Below are 25,541 nucleotides of genomic sequence, written 5' to 3' on the forward strand. Positions count from 1 at the left end.
ATCCGGGCATCCATCCTCAATCGCTTCACCGAGCTGGGCACGCCCCAAACGGTGGCCGTGGCATAACTACGTCTGGGGTTTGGGGAGACTCAGTCTCAAACCGATTTATGCAACAAGGCCGTTTGCAGATTCAATAAACTGTGCCCATTCTTGCATCATTTGTTTGCGTTTCTCAAGAGCGTCTCCGCGCCGGTAGGCGGCCTCTACTTTGCTCTCCAAGGTGTGTGCAAGGGCCTGCTCGGCGACTTCTCTGGGAAAGTTGGTTTTCTCTCCTGCCCAGTCTCTGAATGTGGAGCGGAACCCATGGGGGACAGCATCGACATTCATGCGCCGCATGACTGCGGTCATCGTCATATCGGAGAGAGGCTGGCCTTTGGTACCGGGGAATAGCAACTCGGTTCCAGCAATACGTGGGAGTGATTTCAAGAGGTGAAGGGCGGCATTCGATAGTGGAACCCGGTGTTCCACTCCTGCTTTCATGCGCTCTGCGGGGATAGTCCAGATCGCGTTCTTGAAGTCAATTTCTGTCCATATCGCACCCCTGACTTCTCCCGAGCGTGCGGCTGTCAGGACGACGAATTCCAGAGCGCGGGCAGCTATACCGACTCGAGACCGGAGGGTGGTCATGAATGAAGGTATGTCATCAACTGCCAGGGCGCGGTGGTGTTCCACCTTTTGGATCTTGGACGGGGCTGCCAACACTTTGTCCAAGTGGCCTTTCCAGCGGGCAGGGTTTTCGCCGCTGCGGTATTTGCGTACCGCTGCCCAGTTCAAGACAGATTCAATGCGGCCGCGCAAGCGACTGGCCGTTTCATTCTTGCTGCTCCAGATAGGCTCGAGACACGCGAGCACATGGGGCAGGTCAATCACAGAGACGGCCAGGTTTGCGAGAGCGGGCATGGCATACGTCTCAAGGGTGTTCTCCCATTGCTGGCGATGCTTGGCGTTTTTCCACTCAGAGGATTTGGCCTTGAGGAATTCTTCCGTGCACCAGCGGAAGGTTTTTTCTGTAGCTGCTTGCGCCAGGAGTGCTTGGCGCTGTTTGCGCCGGGGAGCCACTGGATCACGCCCCTCGCGGATGCTCTCGTGAATCTTCCATGCGCGCTCCCGAGCTTCTGCTAGGCTCACCACAGGATAGGCGCCGAGCCCCATATCTTTGCGGGCATCGCCAACTTTGACGCGAAGCACCCAGCCGCGGTGGCCCGCGGAGACGCGCAGGTGCAATCCCGCTACACCGCCTACGGCGTGGCGGCCCTCTGCTTTGAGGGCCACCACAGCGCGGTCAGATAGTTGTTTGGCGATCTTTGGCATACGGGATTTCTGGGTCAGATTGTCCCACATTATGCCCACATAAAGCATTGGAAGTGGTTGAGTTCTGTTGAACTTTGATGAACAATGAATTAAATAAAATATTTATAAATCAAGTATTTAATTATAAGTATTGAGCTGTACTGGACTCTATTTTAGAGGACTCCGTTTCCGCCAAGAATCAAACCCCTGAGTGTTCGCATTCAGGGGTTTTTCTTTTGGGTGCTTTTACTTCGTAGATTGGCTCTTTTCTCAGGATAATGGTCTGAGTTTGAAAAATCCATGCGTTCGGCAACGAGGGCATGGGTGTCGAATGAAGCAGTCCCCGCGTCGGATGAAAAAGAAGGCGCTTTGTACGGCAAGCTGGCTGGTCCCTTCTGGAAAACGCGTATATTCAAACCCTGGAGATAACTCTACATTTCGTCTCCAGGCTTTCAGCCAAGTGGTGTCGAGAGAGACTGCGTGCATCGAAGATGGCACGCGGCGCCGAAGGAGCAACCGCCCCGGAAACTCTCAGGCAAAAGGATCGGTACCACTCATTCATTCACTCTGAAGAATGTCCCGCGCCATCGTCCGCGGGCATACCGAAGGAGCAAGCGATCGTCACTCTGTTGCGGTGATTCGTGAATCTCTCAGGTCCAGAACAGAGGGGGCGTTCGGTGTGCATATTGCGCCCGGGCTCCACCCCTCGACGTTTCAGGACCTGATTCATCATGAAGACAATCGCCGTTATCGGTGGCGGTATTACGGGCGTGACCACCGCCTACGCTCTGGCCAAACGTGGTTTTTCCGTTACCTTGTTCGAGAAGCAGCGCTATGCTGCGATGGAAACCTCATTCGCCAATGGGGGGCAGCTTTCCGCTTCCAACGCAGAAGTCTGGAACCACACGTCAACCATTCTCAAGGGTCTTCGATGGATGCTCAAGAACGATGCTCCGTTGCTGATCAATCCAAAGCCGAGTTGGCACAAGCTTTCGTGGTTCTGCGAGTTTCTGGCAGCCATTCCGCATTACCAGCACAACACGGTTGAAACGGCGCGGCTGGCCATTGCGGCTCGGGAACACCTCTTTGCATGGGCTGCGGAAGAGGGCATCGATTTTGACCTGAAACAGAAGGGGATTCTCCATATCTACCGCAACCAGGCGGGCTTCGAACATGCGGGCAAGGTCTCCAGGCTGCTCGCACAAGGTGGTCTGGAACGACGCGCGGTAACGCCGCAGGAAATGCGGGCCATCGAGCCAACCTTGTCAGGGTCCTTTTATGGGGGCTACTTCACCGAGAGCGATTCGACAGGTGACATCCACAAGTTCACAAGCGGTCTGGCTGCAGCCTGCTCTCGCATGGGCGTGAATTGCCTGTACGGCCAGCAGGTGTTGTCTGTGGCGGCCAATGGCGGTCAGGCCAGCGTGACCGTGCAGCAGGCAGATGGCCCTGTTACCACGGCTTTTGACGGGATTGTCGTCTGCGCTGGCACGGCCAGTCGCGCGCTGGCGGCCTCATTGGGAGACCGGGTCAACATCTACCCCGTCAAAGGCTATTCGATCACGGTCAATTTACTGGATAAAGACAGCCAGGCCTCGGCTCCGCTGGTCAGCCTGTTGGATGACGAGACCAAGTTGGTCACCAGCCGATTGGGAGATGATCGTTTTCGTGTGGCTGGTACTGCAGAGTTCAACGGATACAACAAAGACATTCGCGCCGACCGAATTCGCCCGCTGATCGATTGGGTGCAGGCATGCTTTCCGGGTGTCAGCACCCGTAGTGTCGTGCCCTGGGCAGGGCTGCGTCCAATGATGCCGAACATGCTGCCGCGCGTAGGGCGGGGCAAGAAGCCCTGTGTCTTCTATAACACGGGCCATGGGCATCTGGGCTGGACTCTGTCTGCGGTCACCGCAACCATGATCGGGGATATCGTGCAGCAGACTCTGGATAAGTCACCCATTGTGTCCAGACCGGTGGCCTTGACCCAGGCCGGAATTTGATTTCTGCTTGCAAGGCTCTTGCCTGAAGACCGGGGGGGTGTAGATTCTGTGCCCTCCCATGAGTTAGTCTTCTCGGCGCTCAGACACAGGCAATCGTTGCCGTACTGCTGGCTTGGGGGCGTGTTTGTGCCATTCGGGGTGGGCCCTATGTCTCCAGGTGGGATCGGGCGCGATCAGCGGGCGATGACGGAGTGCACAGGTGCCGACGCAGCTTATGCTGCCGACCTGATATGACAACGGATACCTCGATTTCTATGGATCGATCTTCCTTGGTCCAGGCGGCGGAGCTGTCTTTCCTGCCAGTTGGCATGCCTTTTTGCGCGATGGTGGGTGAAGTTGCAGGCGGCTGATACGGAGCGCATTCGCTTCCATCAACTGCTTGGCGCGTTTTATTGACGAGAGGCTGTTGCCTGTTCTTCGTGCAATGCACGTGCCAGTACGCTGAATACGCGCTCATCCGTCGATTGCGCCACGTTGAAGCGTAGAAAACTACCTGCGTTCTGGCTGGGGCTGAAGGCGTTGCCAGGCGCCAGCACAACCTGTTCTTGCAGGCAGCGGCGGGCCAGGGCCGCGGAGTCTACGCCATCGGGCAAACGGCACCAGATGAACATGCCCGCTTTGGGAATATGCCAGGGCTCAATCCCGAGCTTGGCCAGCCGCGAACGTGTGGCATGCATGGCTTGGGCCAAATGGGTGCGCAGGGCATCCATATGTTTGCGGTAGCCGCTGTCCGTCAATGCGATATGAGTGACGTCGGCGGCCAGCCTGCCTCCTGCAAAGCTGGTGGCGATCTTCAGGTCAACCAGGCTGTCTATCCAGTCGGGGCGCGCCGCCACAAAGCCGCAGCGCAGCGAGGCCGACAGGGTTTTGGAAAAGCTGCCGATGTGTATGACGCGGGCGAGGCCATCCAGTGCAGCCAGCCTCGGTGCAGGGCTGTCCTCGAAATCCGCAAAAATGTCATCCTCAATGATGATCAGGCCAGCGCGCTCGGCAAGCTTGAGTAGCCGGTGGGCGGTGACTGCTGACAGCGTCGCTCCGGTGGGATTGTGTATGCCGGAATTGGTGATGTAGAGGCGAGGTGCATGCGCTTGCAGTGCTGCCTCGAACTTCTCGATGTCCGGACCTTGCGGTGTATAAGCCACCCCAACCACGTATACCCGGTGGGCCTTGAGAAGGGCGTGAAAATTGAAGTAGCAAGGGTCATCCACCAGCACGGTATCGCCGGGTTCCAGCAGGAAGCGGCAGATGAGGTCTATTGCCTGGGTACCCGATTCGGCGAGCATGATCTGCTGAGGCGGCGCTTCAATATCATGGGCCAGCATGCGCCTCGAAAGCAATTGGCGCAGCGGCAACTGTCCCTGGGGGGATGCATATTCTGAGAGCTCCAAGGTATCAGCCCGAGCCAGCGTGCGCAGGGCCCGCCGCATTCCGCTCTCGTAAAGCCAGTTGGGTGGCAGCCAGCCGCAACCGGGGCGCAGCATGGCAGCGCCAGCTTCGAGTGTCTGTCGTGATACCCAGAGTGGATCGACGGCACGATCCAGCTTGGGGCCGATCTCCGTCAGCGCCAGAGGGGCGACCGGTCCTTCCACATAGAAGCCCGAGCCTGGGCGAGAGGTGACGACGCCTTCTGCCATCAGTCGCTCATAGGCTTCGACTACGGTGGATACCGACAGACCCATGACCTGTGCCTGAGAGCGCACCGATGGCAGGCGTGTGCCCGGCACATAGATACGAGCTGCGATGCGCGACTGAATCTCGTGCATCACGGCATGAATTCGGGTGTTGTTGCGTGCCATATCACCGGTCTGTACGGAAAATATACCAGTACAGTTTGTTTGTATTGTGCTGTATTGTCCATGGAATCAACTAGCTTGCCAATGCTCTACTGGAGACCTAGCAAGGAGTGTTTGATGGACAAAGTGACAAAGGGCTGGGTGAATGGCCTGATGGGTGTGGCGATTTTTGCAGGCTCTCTGCCTGCAACGCGGGTGGCGGTTGCAGATTTCGATCCGATTTTCCTGACAGCTGCGCGGGCGACGATCGCGGGGGGGCTTGCGCTGGCTCTGCTGGTACTGTTGCGTCAAGCCAGGCCGCGTAGGGAAGATCTGTTCTCTTTGATTCTGACTGCCATTGGCGGTGTGGTGGGTTTTCCGCTGTTGACGGCAATGGCATTGCAGCACGTCACCTCGGCGCACTCCATCGTCTTCGTCGGCTTGCTGCCGCTGAGCACTGCTGTCTTTGCCGTGCTGAGAGGAGGTGAGCGTCCTCGCCCTCTGTTCTGGATGTTTTCGGTGCTCGGGGCCGTCATGGTGGCAGGGTATGCGGCGGTCAGTAGCGCAGTTGGCTCTTTGCACGGAGATCTATTGATGCTTGCCGCCATCATTGTCTGCGGCCTGGGCTATGCCGAAGGCGCGCGATTGTCACGCTCCCTGGGCGGCTGGCAAGTCATCTGCTGGGCATTGGTGCTATCCCTGCCGGTCATGCTGCCGCTGGCATGGTTCAGCATGCCTCCTTCATTTGCCTCTGTGGGAATGCCCGCCTGGCTAGGTCTGGCCTATGTTTCCGTGTTTTCCATGCTGATCGGCTTTGTCTTCTGGTATCACGGCCTGGCGCAGGGAGGCATTGCTGCAGTGGGCCAATTGCAGCTGTTGCAGCCATTCATGGGCTTGGGGCTCGCTGCGGTGCTGTTGCACGAGCAGGTGAGCTGGGCCATGCTGGCGGTAACCCTGGTCGCGGTCACATGTGTTGCGGGAGCCAAGAAGTACGCACGTTAGGCCTCCCACTTTGCCATCCTGAAGGACTGGTCCATCTTGTCATTTTCTGGATCCATGAACCTGTATTAGAATTGTTCAGTGATGGCTGAACAATTTGAATGAAGAGGTGTTCTGGTGGATGAAATGGCAGATGCTGGCGAGAAGGCGCGCGAACTGTTTATTGAGCGCAATGCGATCCAGGCAGAGCTTGGCGGATTGCCAAGGATTGCCGGTCGCCTCATCGGCATCTTTTTGCTGGACGGTGGCCCGATCAGTTTTTCCGATCTGGCAGAGCGCATGCAGGCCAGCCGGGCAAGCGTCAGTACCAATACGCGCTTGCTTGAGCGTTTGGGAATCATCGAGCGCGTGGCTTTGCGCGGAGAGCGCCAGGATTTCTTCAGTCTGCGAGCCAATCCGTTTGCGCTGGCCATTGAGCAAAGCATCGAGCAATGCCAGCGCTTCTCCGAGTATGTTGAAGAACTGCTGGTCAGCGCCGAGCTGGGCGAGGATGCGATTGAGCGGCTGCGTCAGGCGCAGTCTTTTCATGAGGTCACGGCCAAAACCATGCAGGGTTTGTTGGCTACGCTGACACGCAACAATTGGGCGCATTCCAGAGACAAGGTACAAGCGAAATCCGCAGCTGAAGGCGCGGGCCGAACAGCCCGCAAGTCCTCAGAAGAGCGGACGCAACAGCTTTCTGATCCGGAGCCGACCGGAGCCCGGCCCTTGGCAGCAAGGCCTGTCAAGGCCAAGCCACCTGCAAGTCTGCAGGCCCGAACTTCAGCGCGCGGCAGAGTGCCACGCAAAACCTGAGTTTTCATGAAGAACGTCTTTTTTTGGTCGGCTCCAGCCTGGCTGCTGGCCCTGTCTGGATGCGCCTCGGTACCCGATGCACCCAGGCCTTTTCCATTGATTGCCCAGCAGTACTCTGCCATGCCCGATGGTGTGGCACGTGATGGTGCAACAGCGGCGCCGCATGCGCTGGATACCTGGTGGAAACTGTTTGACGAGCCCCTGCTGGATCGGCTGGTCACGCAGGCCCTGCAAGCGAGCACTGAGGCGCGTATGAGCATCGCGCGTGTGCGTGAGGCAAGGGCGATGCGTGAGGCGGCGCTGACACAATACCGCCCGCAGGGCGGATTGCGTGCCGGTGGTGAGAGGCGGGGCAGCCGCAATCTGGGACATCGGTCTTCTGCGTTGGATATGCAAGGGGCTGGCGCGGGTGCGCAGAGCAGTGCCAACCTGGATTTGCTGGTGTCCTGGGAACTGGATCTGTTTGGCCGGGGAGACGCGCTGCAGCGCCAGGCAGATGGTGATTTTGGTTCAGCTATCTATGGTGCCTATGCAGAACGGGCAGCGTTGGTAGCGGAGGTTGCACGCACATGGTTCGAAGCCCAGCGCTTGACTGCTGCGCTGGCCGATGCCCAGGCCACGGTAGCCATACAGACGCGGCTGCAGGAGGTGCTCGCGCGCAAGGTGGAGCGCGGGCTGGCGCCGGTGTCCGAATCTGCGCGCGTAGATGCAGGCCTTTTATCGGCACAAGCCAATGCGCTGGTGCTGCAGTCCCAGCTTGACGCAACGCGGCGCGCGTTATTGGTGCTAGTTGGCATGGGGGATGAGCCGCTCGCCGCCCTGGACCTGGGCCATGAGCAAACCCGGCCCCCGGCCTTGCCTCAGGCTATGCCAGCTGAGCTGTTGTCACGTCGCCCCGATGTGCTGCAGGCGCGCGCGCAAATGCAGGCTGCTGCCGGTGGCTTGGATCTGGCGCGGCTGGCACTGTTGCCCAGTGTGACCCTCATGCCAGGCGTCGGGCTGAACTGGCAAAAGCAAGCAGCATCGCTTGGCACTGGTTTCTGGTCGTTGGCAGGCAATGCGGTACTGCCTGTACTCGACAGGCCTCGATTGCTGGCCAATGCACGCGCTCAAGGCGCACGGGCTGAGCAGGCCGTGATTGCCTATGAGCAGGTGGTGCAGCGGGCATTTTCCGAGGCAGACCAAGCCTTGCTGCGCATGGCGCCTGATGAGCGGCGAATTGCGGCACTGGCGCAGGCGCAGCAAAGGGCGCGGGCCGCCTATGAGGCCGCTGTCAAGGGCTATGGCGCTGGCTTTTTTGATCTGATCGTGGTGCTGGATTCGGAGCTTGTCTACCGGGAAGCCCGTGTGGCGCTGACCAATGCCCGGGCAGAGGCGCTCACACATGCCGTACAGGTATTTCAATCATTGGGCGGTGGCTGGGTCAGGGGCGCAAAGGCGCAGGAGGCAGAAAGTAATGGCGAGGGAATCGATGGCTAAACGCGCTGGAAACTGGATGGCGCTGAGCGCCGTGGCTGTGGCACTGGTGGTGCTGTCGGGGTGTTCGAGGAGTAGTGCCGACAAGGCGGCGCAGGCGGCTCCTGCCGAGGCCGTGCGCGCGGTCAGCATGGCGCGGGTCGAGCTGCGTGCGATGGGTGTGACTCAGCAGGCTTCTGGCCTGCTGGTGGCACGCGAGGAGGTGGCAGTAGGCCCTGAGCTGAGCGGCTATCGGGTTGCAGCCTTGTTGGCCGACGAGGGGGACAGCGTGCGTGCTGGCCAGCCACTGGCGAGGCTCGATGACGGGTTGCTGCAGGCCAGGATCCGGCAGGCGGAGGCGAGTCTCATCCAGGCACGCGCGCAGGCGAGGCAGGCGCAGGCAGAATCTGCACGCGTCGACGGGTTGGATGGCCAAGGGGTGCTTTCCGACGAGCAGATCCAGCAGCGCCGCACGGCCGCTGCCAGCGCCAATGCGAACGCCGATGTGGCCGCAGCCAATCTGGCCGGCCTCAAGGAGGAGGCCGAACGCATGACCTTGCGCGCACCGGTTGCGGGCGTGGTGTTGCAGCGCAATGTGCGCCGGGGCGATGTAGCGAGCCCGGGAGGGGAGGCCATGTTCCGCCTGGCGCGTGACGGCATGGTGGAGTTGGCTGCCGAGGTACCGGAAGACCAGGTGGACCGTGTGCACCCGGGTGACAAGGTAGAGGTGACGCTGTCCTCGGGTATTGCCTTGCCGGGAAAAGTGCGCCTGCTGTCACGCAGGGTGGACGAAAAGACCAAGCTGGCCCAAGTGCGGATAGGCCTGCCGGTACGTACCGATCTGCGCCCGGGCGGCTTCGCGCGCGCCGACTTTCAGCATGCGGCCGAGCCTGTGGCTGCTGTGCCGGAAAAAGCCATTCATTTCGAGGCAGGCGGTCCGCAACTGGCCACCATCGATGGAGATGACCGTATTCGCAAGCTGCCGGTGACTCTGGGGGCGCGATCACAAGGCTGGGTCGTGTTGCGTGATGGCCCGCCTGTGGGGACGCGCCTGGCCTTGGGGGGCGGGGCCTTTGTGCTGGATGGCGACAGGGTTCAGGTCAAGCAGCAAACCATGGCAGAAGCTGCTGCGCCTGCATCCAGCTTGAATCCTGCGTCCGCCCCTGCCAGTGGTGGAGGTCAGTAATGAAGATGCGAATATCCGCCTGGTCCATACAGAACCCCATCCCGGTGGTGGTGCTGTTCCTGGCCATCATGGTGGCTGGCCTTCTGGCCTATCGGGCGATGCCGATCAAGCTGTACCCGGATGTCTCGTTTCCGATCGTACAGGTGGCCGTGGCATTGCCCAGCGCAGCTGCCACAGAGGTCGAAACCCAGGTGACCCGGGTAGTGGAGGACGGCGTTGCCAATGTCGCCAGGGTCAAGCATGTGATCTCGACAGTGACCCAGGGCATGTCTGTGACCTTTGTGGAGTTCGAGATTGGCCTGGATCCGCAGCGCGCGGTGGATGAGGTGCGTGCTGCCATTGACCGGGTGCGGGCCAACCTGCCGGCCAGCATCGAGCCGCCCATTGTCGAGCGCCTGGATTTCGAGGCCATACCACTGTTGACTTATGCGGTGTCGGCGCAGGGCATGGATGATGTGGAGCTGAACTGGTTCATTGAGGACGTGGTGGCACGCAGGCTGGTGGCGCTTGGTGGCGTGGGGCAGGTCACACAGGTAGGCGGCGTGGGCCGCGATATCACGGTGACACTGGATCCGGCAAGGCTGCAGGCGCTGGGCCTGACTGCAGTCGCAGTCAATGATGCGCTGCGCTCCCACAATCTGGATGCGTCAGGCGGCCGCGCGCAGATTGGCGCGCAGGAGCAGCAGGTGCGTGTGCTGGCCGCAGCGCCATCTGTGGAGTCGCTGGCGGAGTTGGTGATTGCAACCCGCGACGGCCGCCACTTGCGTTTGAGCGACGTTGCTACCGTGGCCAGTGGCGCCAGCGACCGGCGTGGCTTTGCCGTGCTGAATGGCGAGGCCGTGGTCGGCTTTCAGGTGATGAAGACCAAGGCTGCTTCCGACGTGAATGTGGAGTCGGCCGTGGCGCAGGCCGTGGCCAAGCTGGCCAAGGAATATCCCGGTGTGACGTTTCAACTGGTCTCGTCGGGCGCCAAGAATACGCGCGAGAGCTTTGATGCCACGGTCTACACCTTGCTTGAAGGCATGTTGCTGGCTGCGGTGGTGGTGTTCATGTTTCTGCGCGACTGGCGTGCCACGGTCATTGCCGCTGTGGCGATGCCGATATCGCTGATTCCGACCTTTGCCGTGATCCATGCCCTGGGCTATTCGCTCAATATGCTGTCGCTGCTGGCTTTGACGCTGGTGATTGGTGTGCTGGTCGACGATGCGATCGTCGAGGTGGAGAACATCCAAAAGCGCGTGCAGGCCGGTGCATCGCCATGGCGTGCGTCGATGGAGGGTGCCGATGCCATCGGATTGGCAGTGGTCGCCACTACCCTGGCGATTGCGGTGGTGTTTCTGCCGGTTGCCTTCATGGGTGGCTACGCGGGGCCGTATTTTCGCGAGTTCGGTGTGACGGTGGCCGTATCGGTTCTGTTCTCCTTGCTGGTGGCGCGCCTGCTGTCGCCCCTGATGTGTGCCTATCTGCTCAAGCCTTCGGCGCAGCCCGAGGCGCACAAGCCATTTGCCGGGCGGTACCGCCGCCTGCTGGAGTGGACCTTGGCGCACCGCTGGATCTCATTGGGGGCGGGTGTCCTGATTTTTGTGGGATCACTGCTGCTTGCGAGTCTGCTTCCCACCGGCTTTGCCCCCAAGGGCGACAGCGGAACGGTGCAGATCAGCATGCAGGGCGCACCCGGCTCCACCACGCAGGACATGCGGGTTGCTGCGGCAACCTTGACGCGCCTGCTGCGGGAGCAGAGCGATGTCCGGGATGTGTTTGTCAGCGTGGGCAGCAGCCAGCGCGATGGAGATCCACGCAAAGGCGCGGTGATCGTCCAGCTCAAGAGTCAGCGGTCCATGACCACCAAGGCTTTTCAGGACCATGTACGCCCCCTGCTGTTGCGTGTGCCGGATGTGCGGCTGAGCTACAGCGAAAGCGAGGGAGGGGGTACGCAGACCCTGCAGGTGATCCTGGGCGGCCATGACGGCGCGCTGCTGCGGCGCACGGCCAGTGATGCTGAGCGGGAGTTACGCAGTCTGCCGATGCTCGAGAACGTGCATCAGGTGGCGCCGAACCCTGGCCCGGAACTGGTGATCCGTCTCAAGCCTGACGAAGCCGCTCGCCTGGGTGTGACACCGGATGTGGTGGCCGAGGTGGCGCGCATGGCCAGCGTGGGCGATCTCGATGCTACCGCCTCCAAGTTCAATACCGGGCGCCAGCGCCTGTCGGTGCGTGTACGTCTGCCGCAAGGGGCGTTGCAGGATGTGGGCAGCATTGGCGCCCTGCGGGTGCCAACCACCGGTGGCGGTACGGTTCCGCTGTCTGCAGTGGCTGATATGCATTTTCAGGTGGGCGAATCGCATATCGACCGCTTTGACCGGGAGCGCCGCATCACGCTGGAGGCCGAGGTCAATGGGGCATCGTTCGGCCAGGCCAATGCCGCAGTGGAGGCCTTGCCATTCCTGAAGAACATGCCTGCTGGGGTCTCGCGGCCGCTGTATGGCGATGCCGAAGGCATGCAGGAGCTGTTTGCCAGCTTCGGGCTGGCGATCATGGCTGGAATCGGCTTGATCTTCGGCGTGCTGATTCTGCTGTTTCGCAGCTTCATCAAGCCGGTGATCATTCTGGCGGCATTGCCTCTGTCGTTGGCTGGCGCTTTTCTGGCCCTGCTGGCCACGGGAGGCGAGTTGAACCTGCCGGTGCTGATTGGTCTGCTGATGCTGATGGGGCTGGCTGCCAAGAACTCCATCTTGCTGGTGGAGCATGCCGTAGAGGCGGAACGCATGGGAAAGAGCCAGACAGAAGCCTTGCTGGAAGCGGCGCATGAGCGCACGCGACCCATCGTCATGACGACGATCGCCATGGCCATGGGGATGCTGCCTACGGCATTGGGTGTCAGCAGTGGCTCGGAGTTCCGACAGCCTTTGGCCGTTGCAGTGATTGGCGGGCTGGTCTCGTCAACGGCGCTGTCGCTGATTCTGGTGCCGGTGGTGTATGCGGTGATGGACGATCTGGAAAACTGGCTGAAACCAAGGCTTGCCAGACTGGTGACCATGCCGTCGGCGCAGGATAAACGCGATTTGCTGCAGACGGGCGATCCGCTTTCTCCACAATGAGGAATGCCATGACTTCGTCATCCCCCTTCATGGCGGTTGCACGGCCCGAGGACGCTGCCGAGTGTCTGCGCCTGCGAGGGCTGACGCGTGAGAACGCTTTCACTGCGGCAGACCTGCAGAAGCTGGGTATTACCGAACAGACCTGGGCGGATGGCATTCGCTCGGGCCTGCTGCCGGGCTGGATTGCCTGGGCGCAGGGGCGCATGGCAGGCTACTGTTTTGGCAACGCAGAAAGCGGCGAGATCATGGTGCTGGCCCTGCTGCCTCAGTATGAGGGCAGGGGCTGGGGGCGAGAACTGCTGGGGCGCACAGTCAATACCTTGCATGGCTTGGGCTGGCGCCGCTTGTTTCTGGCCTGCTCCAGCGATCCAGCTGTGCGCTCTTACGGTTTTTACCGCCACTTGGGCTGGGTTCATACCGGCGAATGCGACGATGCGGGCGATCATGTTCTGGAGCTGTTGTCCACCGACGCCACGTAGTGCTCAATAGATTGGATGGGTTGGGCTTTGCTCCGCTTCAGCAGCATGTCGACAGGATGCTGTCTTGGTTCCAAGAGGTTTGGGTCGGTTTGGGTGTTGACGTAAATTAATGTTGCAGGCGGGCCGGATGCCTGAGATATCTTTTTCCGCTCACTACAATCGATGCGTTCGCCATGGATTCTGTCAGCCGCTGTTGAACAAGGATTGCGGTCGTATTGCTGCCACATCTGGTGGGATGTGCGCCTTCACCTCTACAATGCGGTGTAACTGGTTCAATTACATGAAGATACTGCTTTGTAACGATGATGGATATCAGGCGCCCGGCATTGTGGCGCTGCATGATGCGTTGAAGGCGGTAGCTGATGTGGAAGTGGTTGCCCCGGAGCACAACAACAGCGCCAAATCCAATGCACTGACGCTGAATGCGCCTTTGTATGTGCACCAGGCCGCCAATGGGTTTCGCTATGTCAATGGCACGCCTGCCGATTGCGTGCACATTGCGCTGACCGGCTTGCTGGGCTACCGGCCTGATCTGGTCGTCTCCGGCATCAACAACGGTGCAAACATGGGTGACGATACGATCTATTCCGGCACGGTGGGTGCGGCCATGGAGGGGTACCTGTTCGGCATTCCAGCCATGGCGTTCTCGCAGATCGACAAAGGCTGGGGGGAGCTGGAATCTGCGGCGCAAAAAGCCGCGCAGCTGATCCAGCAGTTTGACCGGGCGCGTCTGGTGACGGACAAGCCATGGCTGTTGAACATCAATATTCCCAATTTACCCTTCGCGCAGATCAAACCCGTCAAGCTGTGTCGGCTGGGACGTCGGCATGCCGCGGAAAAGGTCATCACCCAGATCAGCCCCAGGGGTGAAACGATGTACTGGATCGGCAACGCCGGATCGGTGCTGGATGATGCCGAAGGCACTGATTTCCACGCCACGGCTGCAGGGCATGTCTCGATCACACCGCTGAAGGTGGATCTGACAGACCACCAGAATCTGGTGTACTGGTCACAAACGGCGACTGCCTTGCGCAGCGCAGATGCCGAGGTGGCTGGGTGAGTTTGCGCAAACCAGGATTCCCCGCGCGTGGCGCCATGCCTGCAACCACCAAGGTGCAGTCGAATGTGCACCGTGAATGGATGCGGTTGCCTGCAGACCTGGCACCGGTACCCATGGCAGTGCGCGAAACCCTGGGCGTAGAGACGGTAGACTTCACCTCGGCGCGTTTGCGCATGGTGCAGAGGCTGGCAGCTTCGGGTATTGAGCACACGCGTGTGCTCAAGGCGATGAATTCGGTCCTGCGTCACCAGTTTGTGGACAGCGCCTTGGCGGTGCAGGCCTACCAGGATACAAGTCTGCCGATTGGCCTGGGCCAGACCATCTCCAAACCCAGCATTGTTGCGCGCATGTGCGAGTTGCTGGCGCAGTCGGTGGCAGCGCAATCGGGCCTCGGGCGTGTGCTGGAAATCGGAACCGGCTGTGGTTACCAGGCTGCCGTGCTCAGCCTGATTGCCAAAGAGGTGTATACCATTGAGCGCTTGCGTGCGTTGCATGAAAAGGCTCGGGTGAATTTGCGCCCGTTGCGTCTTGCCAATGTGCACCTGATCCTGGGCGACGGCATGCTTGGTTTTGCCAGTGGCGCGCCGTACGCGGGCATCATTTCGGCCGCTGGTGGAGAGGAACTGCCGCAGGCCTGGTGTGATCAATTGGCTGAGGGTGGCCGCCTGGTGGCGCCGATTCTGGGCGCTGGCGGACAACAGGTTTTGCTCGTGGTGGATCGTACTGCTGATGGATTTCAGCGTACGGTGCTGGAGCATGTTCATTTCGTACCCCTAAAATCGGGGCTAGGTTAATAAGGATAGGTATGTTGGATTCACGTGGTCTTTTGACGTGGGGAACCAGTCTGGTGGCAGCGGCAGTGCTGGCAGGTTGTGGAAGCACATCGCTGAACAAGGCTCCGGTCGAAGACCGGGGATCGTCTGCTGGCCGCCCATCGGCAACCACCAGTGCTACTGGCGCCGCAAAGGTGGATCCGGCAACATTGCCGGGCGCGGAAAATGCAGGCAAGCCTGGTTACTACACCGTCAAGCCTGGTGAGACCTTGATGCGCATCGCCATGGAGCATGGCCAGAGCTGGAAAGACATTGCTCGCTGGAGCAATCTGGAAAACCCCAATGTGATCGAAGTAGGGCAAGTGCTGCGTGTGGTGCCTCCAACCTCGTCGGCCGTGACACAGCCAGCCCCTGCGGCCCCTGCTGTCACTGGCGGCAATGCGTCCTCCACTGCTGCTGCGACGCCGACGCCTGTGCCTTCTCCAGCCCCTGCAGCGGCAGAAGCGCCTGCAGCTGCAGACAACAATGTGGGCTTCATCTGGCCATCGTCGGGCACGGTGATTGCCGGTTTTGACGATTCGCGCAACAAGGGCCTGGATATTGGTGGCAAGGCGGGTGATCCGGTGGTTGCTGCGGCTGATGGCCGTGTCATCTATGCGGGCGCAGGCCTGCGTGGCTACGGTAACTTGATTTTGATCAAGCACAACAACACCTATCTGACGGCTTATGCGCACAACCAGACCTTGCTGGTCAAGGATGACCAGGTCGTGCGCAAGGGGCAGAAGATTGCGGAAATGGGCAGTTCCGATGCAGATCGTGTCAAGTTGCACTTTGAGGTGCGCCGCCAAGGCAAGCCGGTGGACCCATCTCGCTATCTACCCTCCCGCTGATGCCCGATAAGACCCAAGGGCCGACGCTGCCGATTGAAGCTGGCAGCGTCGGCTTTGTTCATGGCCGCCAGGATTTGTTGCCCGATGGCGATGATGCAGGCGAGGATACGACTGCCGACATTGCCATTAGCGAATGGGAGAGTCGCGCCATCACCGCAGACATGGCTGACCATGGGCTGCGCCTGGACAAGGCGCTGGCCAGGTGGGTGCCGGAGTTTTCGCGCAGCTATCTGCAGGCCCTGCTTGAGCAGGGGGCGGTGCTGGTCAATGGAAAGGTGGGCGCCAAGGCGAGTGCCAAGGTCAAGGCGGGCGATGCAGTGGCCGTCGAGTTGCGGCCTACACAGCAGAGCCAGGCCTTTTTGCCACAGGATATTCCTCTGGACGTGGTGTATGAAGATGCCCATCTGTGCATCATCAACAAACCGGCCGGCATGGTGGTGCACCCTGCGCCAGGCAACTGGAGCGGTACCATGCTCAATGCGTTGCTGGCACGCGATGCCAAGGCAGCCCAGTTGCCGCGGGCGGGCATCGTGCACCGGCTGGACAAGGACACCAGCGGCCTGATGGTGGTGGCTCGTGAACGCCAAACCATGGATGCCCTGGTCAGGTTGATTGCAGCGCGTGACGTGCATCGCAATTATGTGGCGTTGGCACACAAGGCATGGAGTGGTGCAGCTACTAAAACAGTAGCGCTTCCAATCGGGCGAGACCCCCGCAATCGCCTGCGCATGGCAGTGGTGGATCTGGCGCAGCACCCGGGAAAGGCTGCCAGAACGGATTTCCGTCTACTGGCCAACGCGGCCGAAGGCTGTCTGGCGTACTGCAGCCTGCACACGGGCCGTACCCACCAGATTCGTGTGCATATGGCATCGCTTGGTCATCCATTGCTGGCCGATGCGCTGTATGGCGGCTCCATGGCGGCAGGTCTGGAGCGTCAAGGCCTGCACGCCTTGCGCCTGGCTTTTGTGCATCCGGTCACTGGTCAGGACATGTCGTGGTTTGCTTTGCCGCCCCAGGATATGGTGCAAGCCATGGAAAATTGGGATATTCGGTATAATTTGCAGGAACTGGCCTGAGTGCCAACGGTGCAGGGCGCTTATTCCCTCGTCCGTGATCTTGATGCCGCGCGACAGAAATGCGGCTTTCTTTGACTTGCAATCCTTTCTTTTGAGCCGTCGCCATTCATAGCGCGAACGTGTTTACAGGGATTCTTCGCATGCAGACTTTGGAAGCGAAACGGGTGTTGGAGACTGCGCTGATCTGCGCTCCCCAGCCAATTACCGTGCGTGAATTGCGCAGCTTGTTTGCGGACGAGTTGGGAACGGACACCTTGAAAGTGCTGTTGCAGGAGTTGCAGCTGGACTGGATGCATCGAGGGGTGGAATTGGTGCAGGTTGCCTCGGGGTGGCGTTTTCAAAGCCGACCGGAGATGCGTGAATTCCTGGACCGGTTGCACCCCGAGAAGCCACCCAAGTACACAAGGGCAACCTTGGAGACGCTGGCGATCATTGCGTATCGCCAGCCTGTCACGCGGGGCGATATCGAAGACATTCGTGGTGTGACGGTCAACAGCTTGATCATCAAGCAGCTCGAAGATCGCGGCTGGGTGGAGGTGATTGGGTATCGCGAAACCGTGGGCCGCCCGGCATTGCTGGCAACCACCCGGCAGTTTTTGGACGACCTGGGATTGCAATCTCTGGATCAGTTGCCTGCGCTGGATGACAGCAATCAGCAGGCGACGATATTTGAAAGCCTGCCGCTGGATGAGCAGCCGGTAGCGGCTGGTGACGACGCTGGTGAGGCAGCCGAACAAGTGCCCCCACCTGTGGGTGGCACTGCTGTCGAGCAGGGTGAGGAATTTGTTCTGGTTGGCGAGTCCGGGTTGGAGGTGCAGTCTGTACCCCTCGAAGATGGGGGGCAGGATCCGACCCTGGAGTCCTCGGTCAGCCCGAGGGTTGATGGGCCTGGTGAAGCCGATGAATCGGCTTCAGGCGTCGCCCTTCAGGACAATAAAGATGAGGCGCATGTGGATTTGCTGCCAGGCAATGATGTGCGCGAGACGGGTGCTGAGCCCCAACGAAATGATGACGCCGCTGCTGATAGTGGCAATGAGAAGCAGAAAAATGATGAGTGAAAACGGCGATTTGAATTCGCAACCCGGTGAAGAGGGTATGTCGGCAGAGCCGGTCAAGCCCAAACGCCGTGCGCCGCGTAAGCCTGCAGTGGCTGAGGCGCGCGCGGAAAATGCCGCGGAGCCCTCGGCGCAACTGGGGGCTGCCGATATGCCAGAAGGCGATGGCTCACAGGTTGCGCCCGAGCGGCAGGCGCCTGCAGATCAGGTGTCCGGTGACGGCGCCACGCGTGTCCGCCGTGATGGTGAGCAGCGGGTAAGCCGTTATCCTGCGCGCGCGCGGCGCTTCCGCGAGCGGGATGGGCAGCCGCGTACAGAAGCTGGTGGCATGCAGGCGGAGGGTCGCGCAGATGCTGCACACCCGGCAGCGCCTGCGCGCAATGTCGATGCCACCCATGAGACCGGTTATGCGTTTGAGGATGTGGTTGCCGGTGCTCTGGAGGCTGCCGAGGCCTCGGATACGAACCTGCCGCCCAAGCGCGTGCTGCAGCCGCATGTGGAGACGCCCAAGCTGCACAAGCTGTTGGCGCAGGCTGGAATGGGGTCGCGCCTGGAGATGGAGCGGCTGATTCTCGAGGGCCGTATTTCGGTCAACAATGAGCCGGCACACGTTGGTCAGCGCATTCAATATAGCGACAAGATCCGCGTCAACGGCAAGTTGATCAATTTCCGCATTGATCCACCGCTTGCCCGCGTACTCGCCTACCACAAGCCCGTGGGTGAAGTGGTGACGCATGACGATCCTCAAAACCGTCCGACGGTGTTCCGCAAGCTGCCCAGGTTGATGCATGGCAAGTGGCAGTCGATCGGTCGCCTGGATTTGAACACCGAAGGCTTGCTGCTGTTCACCAGTTCCGGGGAACTTGCCAACAGCCTGATGCACCCCCGTTTTGGCCTGGAGCGCGAATACGCCGTGCGTGTGCTGGGAGCGTTGACTGCCGAAGAAAAGCAGCAACTGCTGGCGGGCGTGAACCTGGAAGACGGCATGGCCAGCTTTGGCTCGATTGACGATGGCGGCGGTGAAGGTGCCAATCAGTGGTACCGCGTCACCATCTCCGAAGGCCGCAATCGCGAAGTGCGCCGCATGTTCGAAGCCGTGGGCCATGCAGTCAGTCGGCTGATCCGTATCCGTTACGGGGCCATGGTGCTGCCGCGCGGGCTCAAGCGCGGTAACTGGGTGGAGCTCGATCAGCGGGATATCCAGGCCTTGACTGCTGCCGCTGGCGCGCCCGTGCGCCAACCGCGCGGCAATGCCCAGGACAACCGTGGCCGTGGTCGCAATGACAACCGCCCCCAGCAAAACGGCCCCCGTCCCTCGACGGGGCCCGCCAAGAATACCCGGGGTGGTGGCTTGCGCCGTGCGCCGGAAAAGCGCAGCAGCCAGCCCGATCCGATGAAGACCTCGCTTGGCTACATTGGCCACGACAGTTTGATGCGCCAGCGCAAAAACGGTGGCTTCAAGCGGGGCGGAAGGTCGTAGTCGCGCCACTGACTTCCCGGACACCGTACAATCAAAGGTTTGCTTTTACGGCAAAAATCAACCAACAGGAAAATTCAACATGGCAATCGAACGTACCCTCTCGATCATCAAGCCCGATGCAGTGGCTAAGAATGTTATCGGTCAAATCTACGCCCGTTTTGAGGCTGCTGGCCTGAAGATTGTTGCTTCCAAGATGGCTCACCTGTCGCGCCTGGAAGCCGAACAGTTCTACGCTGTGCACAAGGAGCGTCCTTTCTTCAAGGATCTGGTCGACTTCATGATCTCCGGCCCCGTGATGATCCAGGCGCTGGAAGGCGAAAACGCCATCCTGAAGAACCGTGAACTGATGGGCGCTACCGACCCCAAGAAGGCTGACAAGGGCACGATCCGCGCTGATTTCGCCGATAGCATCGACGCCAATGCAGTGCATGGCTCCGACGCTGCTGAAACGGCTGCCGTGGAAGTGGCATTCTTCTTTCCTGGCATGAACGTCTATTCCCGTTAATGGAATTCTGCACGGCAGCCGCCGTGCAGCATGTGTAAGTGGCCCGAGCGTGTTTCTATGACCACCAATTTGCTTGATTTTGATTTGGCTGGTTTGACCGCCTTTTGCGAAGGGCTGGGAGAAAAACGCTTCCGGGCCACTCAGCTTTTTCGCTGGATTCACCAGCGCGGAGCGTCCGATTTCGACCAGATGACCGATCTGGCCAAGTCGTTGCGCGAGAAACTGAAGGGTGCGACCCACATTACTGCATTGCCGGTGATTACCGAGCATGTATCTGCCGATGGAACCGTCAAATGGCTGTTTGACGTGGGTGATGGCAATGCAGTGGAGTCCGTATTCATTCCAGAAGATGACCGTGGCACGCTGTGCGTATCATCACAGGCGGGCTGCGCGGTAGGGTGCCGCTTTTGCTCGACAGGGCATCAGGGCTTCAGCCGCAACCTGACAACGGGCGAAATCATCGCCCAACTGTGGTTTGCCGAACACGCGCTGCGCAAGCGCTTTGGCACGGATGAGCGCGTCATCTCCAATGTGGTGATGATGGGCATGGGCGAGCCACTGCAGAACTATTCGGCGCTGGTGCCAGCGCTGCGCACCATGCTCGATGACCATGGCTATGGCTTGTCGCGCCGCCGGGTCACGGTGTCTACCTCTGGTGTGGTGCCGATGATGGATCGCCTGTCGCAGGATTGTGCGGTGGCGCTGGCCGTTTCGCTGCACGCGCCCAATGATCCATTGCGCGATGCATTGGTACCTCTCAACAGGAAATACCCGCTCAAGGAACTGATGGCTGCCTGCCGCCGCTATCTGGAGTTTGCGCCGCGCGATTTCATCACCTTTGAGTACTGCATGCTTGACGGTGTCAATGATCAGCCCGAACATGCGCAGGAATTGATAGCGCTGGTGCGCGAGTTTGCAGGCGCTGGCGGTGCGTGGTGCAAATTTAATTTGATCCCGTTCAATCCATTCCCTGCATCGGGTCTGCTACGATCCCCCGCTGCCCGGGTTTCGGAGTTTGCCAAGCAACTGCTGGATGCCGGTGTGGTGACGACGGTGCGAAAAACCCGTGGCGATGACATTGACGCGGCCTGCGGACAGCTGGCTGGTGACGTGAAAGACCGAACGCGTGCAGCAGAGCGCATGGCCAAGAATCGGGTGATTCCGCTGACACAGGCTTTGTAGACGGTAAAAATTGAATGGGAGGGTGTGCATGGCAGAGACCTTGAGGTTGGGACAACGAAGATTCCCCCGTCTGATCGGCGCAGCTTTCCTTGGGCTGGCTTTGGGCAATGTGCTGATGGGTTGCGCAACCAATACCGCCGCACGCGAAGATGCAGCCATCGTTACCCAGTCGGACGAAACCGAGGTGCAGCGCCGTGCTCGCATCCGCATGGAACTGGCGGCCAATTACTTCCAGACTGGCAAGCCCACCATTGCGCTGGATGAGATCAAACAGGTGCTGGCGCTTGATCCGTCCAGTGGCGATGCCTACAACATGCGCGGTCTGATCTATATGCAATTGGGCGATCCCGATATTGCCGCCGAGAGCTTTACCAAGGCGCAATCCCTCAAGCCTGGCGATGCGAACATCATGCACAACCATGGATGGTTGCTGTGTCAGGAAAAGAAGTTCGAGGCTGCCGACCGCTATTTCAATCAGGCATTGGTGCAGCGCCAGTACTATCAGCAGTCCCGAACCTTGATGGCACAGGGCTTGTGCTATGAAGCTGCGGGGAAAATGGCAGAAGCCGAAGCTACCCTGATCAAGGCCTACGAATACGACGCAGGCAATCCCATTGTTTCCTACAACCTGGCCAAGCTGATGCGCCAGCGTGGCGATGACAAGCGCGCACAGTTCTACATTCGGCGACTCAACAATGGCGAGCTTGCCAACTCGGAGTCGCTCTTCCTGGGTATCCAGATCGAACAGGCGCTTGGAGACCGCACCGCAGCGCGCCAATTGGCCAATCAGTTGCAAAAGCGTTTTCCGGATTCCAAGGAATGGGCCCGTGTGGCCAATGGAGGCGTGCTTTGATCGAGTCTGATGTGCATGAGCAGGGCACGGAAAATGCTGCGGCTCTCCAGCCAAATGGCAATGACGTCGGTTTGACCGCCGGCGGTATGCTGCGCGAGGCGCGAGAGCAAGCAGGCCTGCGCCTGCCTGCGTTGGCGGCCAATCTGAAGGTGACGGTTGGCAAGCTGGAGGCACTTGAAGCCAATGACTGGAGCGCATTTCCAGATGTAGTGTTCACTCGTGCATTGGCGTCGGCGGTGTGCCGCGCGCTCAAGATGGATGCCGCGCCAGTTCTTGCATTGCTGCCAAGGGCACCAGGGCAGGACCTGCGCAAGGTGAGTGAAGGCATCAACACCAAGGTTTCGGGGGGCGCAGTACCCGCCAAAAGTAGCGATTTCTCGTCGAGCAAGCCGTTTCCCTGGATGGCGGTGGTGCTGCTGCTGGTGGTGGCTACGGCAGGAGTACTGTTTTACCCGCAACTGGCAGAGCAGTATAAAAAGCAGGTGGCTTCCAAGCCGGAGGCGCCTCGTCGCGCCAATACCATTGCAGGTGAGGCTGGTGCCAATGATTCGGTAGCCCTGGGTGCGAGCGCCGAAGGTGGTGATGCGGTAGCCAATGGATCCCCGGGCATGCCCAATGCAACTGCCGTGGCGGCAACTGGGCCGGCCCTATCGCCGCCGGTTGCAGAACCAGCGGCTCTTGCGGCTGAAGCTCCCATTCTGCAATTCAAGGTGTCGCAAGACAGCTGGATTCAGGTCAAGTCAGCAGATGGCAAGGTGGTGTTTGAAAAGACACTCAAGGCTGGAAGTGAGCAGGGCATCACGGCCCAGCCGCCGCTCAAGGTGGTGGTGGGCAATGCCCTTGGTGCCGAACTGCAATTGCGTGGGGCTGCTTTTGATCTGAAAAAAGTGACCAAGGGCAGCACGGCCCGTTTCGAGGTGAATTAAGTGCAAGAAGACAACAAGCTGTCTCCCGTGCCATTGGTGGCGCCTGCCGGTCGCAAAAGCCGTCAGGCCAGCGTGGTGTGGGGTGACCGTATCGTGACTGTCGGAGGTGATGCCCCGGTACGTATCCAGTCGATGACCAATACCGACACGGTAGATGCCGTCGAGACTGCGATCCAGGTCAAGGAGTTGGCGCAGGCGGGCTCCGAGATGGTGCGCATTACTGTCAACACTCCGGAGGCGGCTGCGGCTGTGCCCTATATCCGCGAGCAGCTCGATCGCATGGGCGAGAATGTGCCGCTTGTGGGTGACTTTCATTACAACGGCCATCGGCTGCTCACAGAGTTTCCTGATTGCGCGAAGGCGCTGTCCAAATACCGCATCAACCCCGGCAATGTCGGTAAAGGCGACAAGAAGGACAAGCAGTTTGGCCAGATGATCGAGGCCGCCATCCAGTATGACAAGGCGGTGCGCATCGGTGTCAACTGGGGCAGCCTCGACCAGGAGCTGCTGGCCGAGCTGATGGATGAGAACAGCCGCCGCTCTGCACCTTGGGATGGTCGTCAGGTGATGTATGAGGCCCTGATCACCTCCGCCATCTCGTCAGCACAGCGCGCCGAGCAAATGGGCCTGGATGGCAATCAGATCATCCTCTCGTGCAAGGTGAGTGGTGTGCAGGATCTGATCGCGGTGTACCGCGGCCTGTCTGCACGTTGTGATTACGCCTTGCACCTGGGTCTGACAGAAGCCGGCATGGGCACCAAGGGCACGGTAGCGTCTGCCGCTGCGCTGTCCATTCTGCTGCAGGAGGGGATTGGCGACACCATTCGCGTCTCGCTCACGCCCCAGCCGGGTGAAGCGCGCACGCAGGAAGTGGTGGTTGCCAGCGAAATTCTGCAGGCCCTGGGCATGCGCAGTTTTGTGCCCAGTGTCACTGCTTGCCCGGGTTGTGGCCGCACCACCAGCACCACCTTCCAGGAGCTGGCCAAGGATATCGACGAACACCTGCGTTCGCAAATGCCTGTCTGGCGCGTCAAATACCCTGGTGTCGAAAAGATGAAGGTGGCGGTCATGGGTTGCATCGTCAATGGCCCTGGCGAGAGCAAGCATGCGGACATCGGCATCAGCCTGCCGGGCACGGGCGAGTCGCCTGCAGCACCGGTATTCATCGACGGAGAAAAGGCCATGACCTTGCGCGGCGACCGCATCGCGCAGGAGTTTCACGATATCGTGCAGGCCTATGTGGAGCGCCGTTACGGCACTGCCAAGGTATAAAATTGATAGCTGTCAGCGCATGTTAGGTATGTGCTGGCGCTTGTTTTGACTATAGAGATTGAAAGCCCATGGGCAAGAATGAAAAGCTGGTTGCCATCAAAGGCATGAACGATATCCTGCCGCCTGATTCGGCCATGTGGGAATGGTTTGAGTCCAAGGTGCGCGATCTGATGGGCCGCTTCGCCTACCGCAACATCCGCACCCCGATCGTCGAGCCTACCGCGCTGTTTGTGCGTGGCCTGGGCGAGGTGACCGACATCGTCGAGAAGGAAATGTATTCCTTTGAAGACAAGCTCAATGGCGAGCATCTGACCCTGCGCCCCGAAGGTACGGCCGGCGTGGTGCGTTCCGTGGTGGAAAACAACCTTCTGTATGACGGCGGCAAGCGCCTGTTCTACATCGGTCAGATGTTTCGCCATGAGCGCCCGCAGCGTGGTCGCTACCGCCAGTTCCACCAGGTCGGAGTCGAGGCGCTGGGTTTTGCCGGCCCTGAGCTGGATGCGGAAGTGATTCTGCTGGCGCACCAGTTGTGGAAAGAGTTGGGCATTGACGGCGTGCGCCTGGAGCTCAATAGCCTGGGGCAACCTGCGGAGCGCAAGGCGCACCGCGATGCGCTGATTGCCTACTTCGAGCAGCACACGGACGTGATGGACGAAGAGGCCAAGCGCCGCATGCACAGCAATCCACTGCGGGTGCTCGACACCAAGAATCCGGCGATGCAGGCGATGGTCAATGCGGCTCCTCAGCTGCTCGATTTCCTGGGCGATGCTTCCAAGGCACACCTCAAGACCGTGCAGGACATTCTGGATGCCAACGGCGTTGTATGGTCAGTCAATCCGCGCCTGGTGCGAGGTATGGATTACTACAACCTCACGGTGTTCGAATTCATCACCGACAAGCTCGGCTCGCAAGGCACCATCTGCGGTGGCGGCCGCTACGACTACCTCATTGAAGAGATCGGCGGCAAGCCCGCTCCGGCCGTGGGTTGGGGCATGGGAATTGAACGCGTGCTCGAGCTGATCAAGGAACTGAATATCCAGTGGCAGCGCCCGTCTATTGACGCCTACGCTATCCTGCCGGACGCATCGCTTCTGCCGCAGGCCATGCGCGTGGTGCAAGTCTTGCGCAGTGCAGGTATCCGTGTGCAGATGCACGGCGCGGCCACGGCAGAGGGCATGGGCAGCATGAAGTCGCAGTTCAAGAAGGCAGATGCCAGTGGCGCGCATTGCGCTCTGATTTTTGGCGGCGATGAGATGCAGCGCGGCATGATCACCGTCAAGCAATTGCGCGATGGCGCAGGTGCCCAGGCAGAATACGCTATTGAAAATGTAGCAAATTGGGCAGAACTGCTGCGCGCCTGAAGCCGTTTTTATTCAAAACAATTTTCGCAACCCT

21 protein-coding genes and 2 riboswitches are annotated in these 25,541 nt (G+C 60.0%); of the genes, 19 read left to right on the forward strand and 2 right to left on the reverse strand.

The window, feature by feature from the left end:
• Positions 1-105: 105 nt before the first annotated feature.
• On the reverse strand, positions 106-1,311 hold the full coding sequence (locus ABIE32_RS19845; RefSeq protein WP_429018726.1) for a tyrosine-type recombinase/integrase: 1,206 nt from the start codon (positions 1,309-1,311) through the stop codon (positions 106-108).
• A 436-nt stretch (positions 1,312-1,747) separates the two neighbouring features.
• Positions 1,748-1,847, forward strand: a riboswitch (glycine riboswitch).
• Positions 1,848-1,965: riboswitch (glycine riboswitch) on the forward strand. It abuts the riboswitch before it with no gap.
• 56 nt (positions 1,966-2,021) lie between these two features.
• On the opposite strand from ABIE32_RS19845, the gene ABIE32_RS19850 reads away from it, so the two are divergent.
• Positions 2,022-3,290 carry a D-amino acid dehydrogenase gene (locus ABIE32_RS19850; protein WP_429018729.1) on the forward strand — a complete coding sequence of 423 codons (1,269 nt, stop codon included), beginning with the start codon at positions 2,022-2,024 and terminating at the stop codon, positions 3,288-3,290.
• 389 nt (positions 3,291-3,679) lie between these two features.
• Here the strand turns inward: ABIE32_RS19850 and ABIE32_RS19855 are convergent, their stop codons facing one another.
• Positions 3,680-5,086 (reverse strand): PLP-dependent aminotransferase family protein, encoded by a 1,407-nt coding sequence (locus ABIE32_RS19855; RefSeq protein ID WP_429018731.1) that lies wholly within the window; start codon positions 5,084-5,086, stop codon positions 3,680-3,682.
• A gap of 114 nt (positions 5,087-5,200) precedes the next feature.
• Here ABIE32_RS19855 and ABIE32_RS19860 point away from each other — a divergent pair, with 114 nt between their 5' ends.
• The 18 genes from ABIE32_RS19860 to hisS all read left to right on the forward strand — a co-directional run bounded on the left by ABIE32_RS19860 (position 5,201) and on the right by hisS (position 25,507).
• Positions 5,201-6,064, forward strand: coding sequence for a DMT family transporter (locus tag ABIE32_RS19860; protein ID WP_429018784.1), 864 nt, complete (start codon positions 5,201-5,203; stop codon positions 6,062-6,064).
• A 123-nt stretch (positions 6,065-6,187) separates the two neighbouring features.
• A complete protein-coding gene (locus tag ABIE32_RS19865) occupies positions 6,188-6,856 on the forward strand; it encodes a GbsR/MarR family transcriptional regulator (protein ID WP_429018787.1) in 669 nt (222 codons plus the stop codon).
• A 6-nt stretch (positions 6,857-6,862) separates the two neighbouring features.
• Positions 6,863-8,335 carry an efflux transporter outer membrane subunit gene (locus ABIE32_RS19870; protein WP_429018734.1) on the forward strand — a complete coding sequence of 491 codons (1,473 nt, stop codon included), beginning with the start codon at positions 6,863-6,865 and terminating at the stop codon, positions 8,333-8,335.
• A complete protein-coding gene (locus tag ABIE32_RS19875) occupies positions 8,328-9,497 on the forward strand; it encodes an efflux RND transporter periplasmic adaptor subunit (RefSeq protein WP_429018737.1) in 1,170 nt (389 codons plus the stop codon). Before ABIE32_RS19870 ends, ABIE32_RS19875 begins: the two co-directional genes overlap by 8 nt.
• Positions 9,497-12,595, forward strand: coding sequence for an efflux RND transporter permease subunit (locus ABIE32_RS19880; protein WP_429018740.1), 3,099 nt, complete (start codon positions 9,497-9,499; stop codon positions 12,593-12,595). Before ABIE32_RS19875 ends, ABIE32_RS19880 begins: the two co-directional genes overlap by 1 nt.
• A gap of 8 nt (positions 12,596-12,603) precedes the next feature.
• On the forward strand, positions 12,604-13,074 hold the full coding sequence (locus tag ABIE32_RS19885) for an N-acetyltransferase family protein (RefSeq protein ID WP_429018743.1): 471 nt from the start codon (positions 12,604-12,606) through the stop codon (positions 13,072-13,074).
• A 280-nt stretch (positions 13,075-13,354) separates the two neighbouring features.
• Positions 13,355-14,134, forward strand: a complete 780-nt coding sequence (gene surE, locus ABIE32_RS19890) for a 5'/3'-nucleotidase SurE (RefSeq protein ID WP_224149424.1) — start codon at positions 13,355-13,357, stop codon at positions 14,132-14,134.
• A 35-nt stretch (positions 14,135-14,169) separates the two neighbouring features.
• Positions 14,170-14,928, forward strand: coding sequence for a protein-L-isoaspartate(D-aspartate) O-methyltransferase (locus tag ABIE32_RS19895; RefSeq protein WP_429018746.1), 759 nt, complete (start codon positions 14,170-14,172; stop codon positions 14,926-14,928).
• An 11-nt stretch (positions 14,929-14,939) separates the two neighbouring features.
• On the forward strand, positions 14,940-15,797 hold the full coding sequence (locus tag ABIE32_RS19900; RefSeq protein ID WP_429018748.1) for a peptidoglycan DD-metalloendopeptidase family protein: 858 nt from the start codon (positions 14,940-14,942) through the stop codon (positions 15,795-15,797).
• Positions 15,797-16,873: an RluA family pseudouridine synthase gene (locus tag ABIE32_RS19905; protein ID WP_429018751.1), complete on the forward strand. Its 1,077-nt coding sequence runs from the start codon at positions 15,797-15,799 to the stop codon at positions 16,871-16,873. Before ABIE32_RS19900 ends, ABIE32_RS19905 begins: the two co-directional genes overlap by 1 nt.
• A gap of 140 nt (positions 16,874-17,013) precedes the next feature.
• Entirely contained in the window at positions 17,014-17,931 is a 918-nt protein-coding gene (gene scpB / locus ABIE32_RS19910) for an SMC-Scp complex subunit ScpB (RefSeq protein ID WP_429018754.1), read from the forward strand.
• Positions 17,921-19,408, forward strand: a complete 1,488-nt coding sequence (locus ABIE32_RS19915; protein WP_429018757.1) for a pseudouridine synthase — start codon at positions 17,921-17,923, stop codon at positions 19,406-19,408. The genes scpB and ABIE32_RS19915 overlap by 11 nt, the downstream gene beginning before the upstream one ends.
• Before the next feature lie 79 nt (positions 19,409-19,487).
• Positions 19,488-19,913: a nucleoside-diphosphate kinase gene (gene ndk, locus ABIE32_RS19920; protein ID WP_224149419.1), complete on the forward strand. Its 426-nt coding sequence runs from the start codon at positions 19,488-19,490 to the stop codon at positions 19,911-19,913.
• 57 nt (positions 19,914-19,970) lie between these two features.
• Positions 19,971-21,095, forward strand: coding sequence for a 23S rRNA (adenine(2503)-C(2))-methyltransferase RlmN (gene rlmN, locus ABIE32_RS19925; RefSeq protein WP_224149418.1), 1,125 nt, complete (start codon positions 19,971-19,973; stop codon positions 21,093-21,095).
• Between the two features lie 28 nt (positions 21,096-21,123).
• Complete coding sequence (gene pilW / locus ABIE32_RS19930) at positions 21,124-21,948, forward strand: type IV pilus biogenesis/stability protein PilW (RefSeq protein WP_429018761.1); 825 nt, start codon at positions 21,124-21,126, stop codon at positions 21,946-21,948.
• Positions 21,945-22,874: a helix-turn-helix domain-containing protein gene (locus tag ABIE32_RS19935; protein WP_429018763.1), complete on the forward strand. Its 930-nt coding sequence runs from the start codon at positions 21,945-21,947 to the stop codon at positions 22,872-22,874. The genes pilW and ABIE32_RS19935 overlap by 4 nt, the downstream gene beginning before the upstream one ends.
• The gene (gene ispG / locus ABIE32_RS19940; protein ID WP_429018766.1) at positions 22,875-24,146 is read left to right on the forward strand and encodes a flavodoxin-dependent (E)-4-hydroxy-3-methylbut-2-enyl-diphosphate synthase; all 1,272 of its coding nucleotides are present in this window, start codon (positions 22,875-22,877) and stop codon (positions 24,144-24,146) included.
• A 68-nt stretch (positions 24,147-24,214) separates the two neighbouring features.
• Positions 24,215-25,507, forward strand: coding sequence for a histidine--tRNA ligase (gene hisS / locus ABIE32_RS19945; RefSeq protein WP_429018768.1), 1,293 nt, complete (start codon positions 24,215-24,217; stop codon positions 25,505-25,507).
• Positions 25,508-25,541: the final 34 nt, after the last annotated feature.

It is taken from the genome of Comamonas sp. 4034, from assembly GCF_050434545.1.
Classification (GTDB): Bacteria; Pseudomonadota; Gammaproteobacteria; order Burkholderiales; family Burkholderiaceae_C; genus Comamonas; species Comamonas odontotermitis.

Coding starts and splice junctions, on each gene's coding strand:
- ABIE32_RS19860 (WP_429018784.1), top strand. CDS start 5,201: ATGGACAAAGTGACAAAGGGCTGGGTGAATGGCCTGATGGGTGTGGCG.
- ABIE32_RS19845 (WP_429018726.1), bottom strand. CDS start 1,311: ATGCCAAAGATCGCCAAACAACTATCTGACCGCGCTGTGGTGGCCCTC.
- surE (WP_224149424.1), top strand. CDS start 13,355: ATGAAGATACTGCTTTGTAACGATGATGGATATCAGGCGCCCGGCATT.
- ABIE32_RS19900 (WP_429018748.1), top strand. CDS start 14,940: ATGTTGGATTCACGTGGTCTTTTGACGTGGGGAACCAGTCTGGTGGCA.
- pilW (WP_429018761.1), top strand. CDS start 21,124: ATGGCAGAGACCTTGAGGTTGGGACAACGAAGATTCCCCCGTCTGATC.
- ABIE32_RS19865 (WP_429018787.1), top strand. CDS start 6,188: ATGGCAGATGCTGGCGAGAAGGCGCGCGAACTGTTTATTGAGCGCAAT.
- rlmN (WP_224149418.1), top strand. CDS start 19,971: ATGACCACCAATTTGCTTGATTTTGATTTGGCTGGTTTGACCGCCTTT.
- ABIE32_RS19905 (WP_429018751.1), top strand. CDS start 15,797: ATGCCCGATAAGACCCAAGGGCCGACGCTGCCGATTGAAGCTGGCAGC.
- scpB (WP_429018754.1), top strand. CDS start 17,014: ATGCAGACTTTGGAAGCGAAACGGGTGTTGGAGACTGCGCTGATCTGC.
- ndk (WP_224149419.1), top strand. CDS start 19,488: ATGGCAATCGAACGTACCCTCTCGATCATCAAGCCCGATGCAGTGGCT.
- ABIE32_RS19870 (WP_429018734.1), top strand. CDS start 6,863: ATGAAGAACGTCTTTTTTTGGTCGGCTCCAGCCTGGCTGCTGGCCCTG.
- ABIE32_RS19855 (WP_429018731.1), bottom strand. CDS start 5,086: ATGGCACGCAACAACACCCGAATTCATGCCGTGATGCACGAGATTCAG.
- ABIE32_RS19915 (WP_429018757.1), top strand. CDS start 17,921: ATGATGAGTGAAAACGGCGATTTGAATTCGCAACCCGGTGAAGAGGGT.
- ABIE32_RS19850 (WP_429018729.1), top strand. CDS start 2,022: ATGAAGACAATCGCCGTTATCGGTGGCGGTATTACGGGCGTGACCACC.
- ABIE32_RS19875 (WP_429018737.1), top strand. CDS start 8,328: ATGGCTAAACGCGCTGGAAACTGGATGGCGCTGAGCGCCGTGGCTGTG.
- ABIE32_RS19885 (WP_429018743.1), top strand. CDS start 12,604: ATGACTTCGTCATCCCCCTTCATGGCGGTTGCACGGCCCGAGGACGCT.
- ABIE32_RS19880 (WP_429018740.1), top strand. CDS start 9,497: ATGAAGATGCGAATATCCGCCTGGTCCATACAGAACCCCATCCCGGTG.
- ABIE32_RS19895 (WP_429018746.1), top strand. CDS start 14,170: ATGCCTGCAACCACCAAGGTGCAGTCGAATGTGCACCGTGAATGGATG.
- hisS (WP_429018768.1), top strand. CDS start 24,215: ATGGGCAAGAATGAAAAGCTGGTTGCCATCAAAGGCATGAACGATATC.